Annotated in this window: 3 protein-coding genes, 4 tRNA genes and 1 other RNA gene; 1 reads left to right on the top strand and 7 read right to left on the bottom strand. The window is 46.4% G+C overall.

Translation table 11 applies throughout. From position 1 onward, the window contains the following. Positions 1 to 154: 154 nt before the first annotated feature. The 5 genes from SGR01S_RS23450 to SGR01S_RS23430 form a co-directional block, all read right to left on the bottom strand. Positions 155 to 230: transfer RNA gene (locus tag SGR01S_RS23450), tRNA-Thr, on the bottom strand. A 6-nt stretch (positions 231 to 236) separates the two neighbouring features. After that, positions 237 to 311 (bottom strand) — tRNA-Gly (locus SGR01S_RS23445). 37 nt (positions 312 to 348) lie between these two features. After that, a non-coding RNA gene (locus SGR01S_RS23440) (RtT sRNA) lies at positions 349 to 463 on the bottom strand. A 46-nt stretch (positions 464 to 509) separates the two neighbouring features. After that, positions 510 to 594 (bottom strand) — tRNA-Tyr (locus SGR01S_RS23435). 24 nt (positions 595 to 618) lie between these two features. After that, positions 619 to 694 (bottom strand) — tRNA-Thr (locus SGR01S_RS23430). Positions 695 to 1,168: 474 nt separating this feature from the next. Between SGR01S_RS23430 and coaA the strand changes: the two genes are divergently transcribed. Next, positions 1,169 to 2,119, top strand: a complete 951-nt coding sequence (coaA, locus tag SGR01S_RS23425) for a type I pantothenate kinase (RefSeq protein ID WP_061808718.1) — start codon at positions 1,169 to 1,171, stop codon at positions 2,117 to 2,119. Between the two features lie 45 nt (positions 2,120 to 2,164). Here coaA and birA read toward each other — a convergent pair whose 3' ends face one another. Then, positions 2,165 to 3,127, bottom strand: coding sequence for a bifunctional biotin--[acetyl-CoA-carboxylase] ligase/biotin operon repressor BirA (gene birA / locus SGR01S_RS23420; protein WP_061808717.1), 963 nt, complete (start codon positions 3,125 to 3,127; stop codon positions 2,165 to 2,167). Continuing rightward, positions 3,124 to 4,161 (bottom strand): UDP-N-acetylmuramate dehydrogenase, encoded by a 1,038-nt coding sequence (murB, locus tag SGR01S_RS23415; RefSeq protein WP_061808716.1) that lies wholly within the window; start codon positions 4,159 to 4,161, stop codon positions 3,124 to 3,126. The genes birA and murB overlap by 4 nt, the downstream gene beginning before the upstream one ends. Positions 4,162 to 4,585: the final 424 nt, after the last annotated feature.

Below are 4,585 nucleotides of genomic sequence, written 5' to 3'. Positions count from 1 at the left end.
GACGTTAACGTGCGGTTTTGAACGTTCAAACTTTTCTTTAGACATCGATTGTCCCTCTAAGACACGGATAAATCGGTGGTATCACCACATCAACCAAGCATTTGCTTGTTGAATCCAGAACAGAAAGAAAATCAGGGGGCGAGATTATAAGAAGTGGTGCTGATAGGCAGATTCGAACTGCCGACCTCACCCTTACCAAGGGTGCGCTCTACCAACTGAGCTATATCAGCACATCTTGGAGCGGGCAGTGGGAATCGAACCCACATCATCAGCTTGGAAGGCTGAGGTAATAGCCATTATACGATGCCCGCATCCTGGAACTCGGCTACCTGACTTTTCTGTAGAATTTTTAGGGAGGAGAAGGATTGTTCGTCGCTTAACTCTCACCCTTCGGGCCGGCTGCGCTAGCGCTGCACAACTCGATTCTTGCCGAAGGCTTTCGCCTTCCCCTTCTGCAATTTAACCGTTGCGAGTTTATCGCTGGCCAGTTAACTGCCGAAGGCAAGATATGGTGGTGGGGGAAGGATTCGAACCTTCGAAGTCTGTGACGGCAGATTTACAGTCTGCTCCCTTTGGCCGCTCGGGAACCCCACCAGATTTTAACTACTGTGACTTGATTGGTGCCGGCTACCGGAATCGAACTGGTGACCTACTGATTACAAGTCAGTTGCTCTACCAACTGAGCTAAGCCGGCATCAAGTGCAGCGCATTCTAGGTAGAGCGGACGGTCTATGCAACAAAAAAATTGCGTTAGCTGCACTTTCGCTCACAAAACGCCCAATTTTGCATACTACCTGGCAATTTGACGTGTACGCCGTGCAAACATTAATCAATTTCAGACGTCATTTTCTATAGCCTAATTACCTTTGCAAGAATCAATGGAACATTTCTCCCACGCGGCAGTTAAGAACCCCTTAGTAAACCTATGTGCAAAAGGGATGCATCGCGACATGAAAACGGTATCGCTCTTGGTTGATACCGCTTAACAAGCACTCCGCCTCTACTGCGTTGCGCTTCTCACAATTGACATAAACTCATACTAATCGCCAACTTTTGCGAAAAAAGTCTACGCCAAAAACGAAGCTGTCTATAATATGCAGCTTGTTTATTATCTGGAGTTGGCGTCCGGCGCCTTTCCCAACCTGCGTTAACAGGCAGAATTTGGCTTATGATAAAAAGAGATCAATCTTTAGCGACGCCTTATCTTCAGTTCGATCGTACCCAATGGGCTGCGCTGCGAAACTCGGTGCCGCTGACACTGTCAGAAGAAGAGATTGTTAAACTGAAAGGGATTAACGAAGATCTCTCTTTGGAAGAGGTAGCGCAGATTTATCTGCCACTATCACGGTTGTTGAACTTCTATATCAGTTCCAACCTGCGCCGTCAGGCCGTGCTTGAGCAGTTCCTCGGAACAGACGGACAAAAAATCCCCTACGTTATCGGCATTGCTGGCAGCGTTGCCGTTGGCAAAAGCACTACCGCACGTTTACTTCAGGCATTGCTCAGCAGCTGGCCGGAACACCGCAGCGTCGAACTGATCACCACTGACGGTTTTTTGCATCCTAACAAGGTGCTAAACGAACGTGGGCTGATGAAGAAAAAGGGCTTTCCACAGTCCTACGATATGCATAGCCTGGTCAAATTCGTTTCTGAAGTAAAATCTGGCGCCAAGCGCGTGACCGCTCCAGTATATTCTCATCTGATTTATGATGTTGTTCCTGACGGTAATAAAGTCATCGAGCAACCAGATATTCTTATTCTTGAAGGGCTGAACGTATTACAAAGCGGGATGGATTATCCTCACGATCCACATCGTGTGTTTGTTTCTGACTTTGTTGATTTTTCAATATATGTTGACGCGCCTGAAGAGCTGCTGCAAACCTGGTATATCAATCGATTTCTTAAATTCCGCCAGGGCGCTTTCTCTAACCCTGACTCTTATTTCCATAACTACTCAAAGCTACCTGAGCCCGAGGCTATAAATATAGCCACACAATTATGGACAGAGATTAACGGCATGAATTTACAGGAAAACATCCTACCTACTCGCGAACGCGCTAGCCTAATCATGACTAAAAGTGCTAATCACGCCGTTGAAAACGTACGGTTACGTAAATAAATAAAATACATAATAAGGGGCTTCACCGCCCCTTATTAAAAATAATCACTCAGCACTGCGCAGAGATATTTCCCCGCCAATAAATGGTTTAATTACACCATTTTGATCAAGCAGTAATGCACCTTGTTGATCGATCCCTCTGGCAATACCAAAAATCTGTTGCTCACCGATTAATAGCTTAACAGGCCGATCAATAAAGTTGTCTAACGCACGCCAACGAGCAATAAACGGTGCCAATCCATCAATCTCAAACTGCCTCAGCGATTGACGCAATTCATTTAGCAAGGTCGCAGCCAATTCATTACGGTCAATGTTGATTCCCGCTTCCTGCAGATTTATCCAGCCCTGATTAATCGCATTGGCATTGGTTTCGCGCATTGCTAAATTAATACCTGCGCCAATCACCAATTGCGCCGCGTCACCTGTTTTCCCCGTTAACTCGACCAAAATCCCGGCCAGTTTGCGATCGTTGAGGTATAGATCATTTGGCCATTTGACCCTGACATCTTCAGCGCCGAGATCTTTCAGCACCTCAGCCATCACGATGCCAATCACCAAGCTCAGACCCATTGCTGCTGCGGGTCCCTGATCCAAACGCCAAAACATTGAGAGGTACAGGTTGGCACCAAAAGGCGAGATCCATTGACGCCCCCGCCGACCACGACCCGCTTGCTGATACTCTGCAACACAGGCATCGCCCGATTGCAGTTCGGTGATACGGTCCAGCAGATATTGATTGGTGGAATCCACAACAGGTAGCACAGTGACACGCTTATCTGTTAATTGGCTGAGTATACGTTCAACATCCAGCAATTGAATTGGGCTCGGTAAACTATAGCCTTTCCCTGGTACCGTAAACACGTCCAAACCCCATTCGCGAATGGTCTGGATATGTTTATTAATTGCAGCACGGCTCATACCCAGCAATTCGCCAAGATGCTCGCCAGAGTGGAAGCTGCCATCGGCTAGTATTGCAATGAGCTTAAGAGGAACTTTGGTATCCTTCATGAGAGAACCTCTACGGCATTTAATTCACTGTCCGTACCGATAAAGCGAACCTCGGGCTCTAACCATACATCGAACTTTGCCGCTACAGTATTACGTACATACCGAGCCAGAGCGACGACATCCTGGCTGGTAGCATTATCCAAATTAACCAGAACAAGTGCCTGCTGGCTATGTACCGCCGCACCGCCAATCTGATGCCCCTTAAGCTTACACTGATCAATCAGCCAGCCAGCAGCCAGCTTCACCTGCCCATCCTGCTGTGGGTAATGTGGCATACCAGGGAATTGAGCAATCATCGTAGCCGCCTTTTCATTGCTGACCAGTGGGTTTTTGAAGAAACTGCCGGCATTACCCGTCACCTTAGGGTCAGGTAGTTTACTGCGGCGCATCGCACACACGGAGTCAAACACCTGACGTGGTGTTACCGTTTCCGGATCCAGCTTCGTTAGATCGCCATAATTCAGCATCGGGTTCCATTGCTTGTTCAGACGCAGGCCCACACCAACAATAATGTGGCCCTTCTGGAAACGGTGTTTGAAAATACTTTCACGGTAACCAAACCCACAATCTGATGCCGAAATACGATCGATGGCGCCCGTTTTCAGATCCAGCAGATCGACATAGTCACATACGTTCTTGAGCTCAATGCCATAAGCACCAATATTTTGGATGGGGGCTGAACCAACTAAACCGGGGATCAATGCAAGGTTCTCTAGCCCAGGAATACCTGTTTCCAGAGTGCGGCAGACCAAATCATGCCAATTCTCGCCCGAGCTAACGTGGAGAAACCAGGCATCTTTCTCTTCTCTGATATCGATGCCTTTTAATTGATTGATCATGACCGTACCAGAAAAGTCCTCAAGAAATAGGACGTTACTCCCCTCACCGAGTACCAGCAGTGGTTCTTGACGTTTCTGCGTTTTCTGCCAAACCTTGATCATTAATTCGATGGTATCTGCAATGACCAGATGCGCTGCGTTGGCCTGGAGCGCAAAAGTATTGTGTTTTTTTAATGACGCGCTTTCAGTAGACATAACGATAATTACCTATACGGAAATGAACCTTCACCTAGTCTACTCGATTCGGCTCTCGAGGCTAATATTTGTTTTCACTGATATTGCTTTTATCTTGAGATCATCTATAGGGTAAATACTTCTAATTGTTTTATAAGGTAATTTCTATATAAATTAACGAGATAAGGAAATAAATATAATGAACAGCATGATAAGTGTCAGCAATATCCTCGCATTAGCGTTTATTTCCACAGGTTAAAGAATTCTATTCAGTCCTGTTTATATATGGCTGGAGTTGCTCATTTCCTTTAAACATTAAGGCTAATTATAAATATAACTGACTGACTTGTATTTGGAGGGGACCAGGAGGGCATCTGAACTTAAGACGCAGCATGTCTGCGCAGCTTTTTACTTTCGCACATAACAACAAGGCCATCCTTACGGA

It is taken from the genome of Serratia grimesii NBRC 13537, from assembly GCF_001590905.1.
Taxonomy (GTDB): domain Bacteria; phylum Pseudomonadota; class Gammaproteobacteria; order Enterobacterales; family Enterobacteriaceae; genus Serratia; species Serratia grimesii.
This window is presented reverse-complemented; position numbering and strand designations above follow the sequence as displayed.

Excerpts from the sequence above, each read along its gene's own strand:
- birA (WP_061808717.1), bottom strand. The coding sequence starts at position 3,127 with ATGAAGGATACCAAAGTTCCTCTTAAGCTCATTGCAATACTAGCCGAT.
- murB (WP_061808716.1), bottom strand. The coding sequence starts at position 4,161 with ATGTCTACTGAAAGCGCGTCATTAAAAAAACACAATACTTTTGCGCTC.
- coaA (WP_061808718.1), top strand. The coding sequence starts at position 1,169 with ATGATAAAAAGAGATCAATCTTTAGCGACGCCTTATCTTCAGTTCGAT.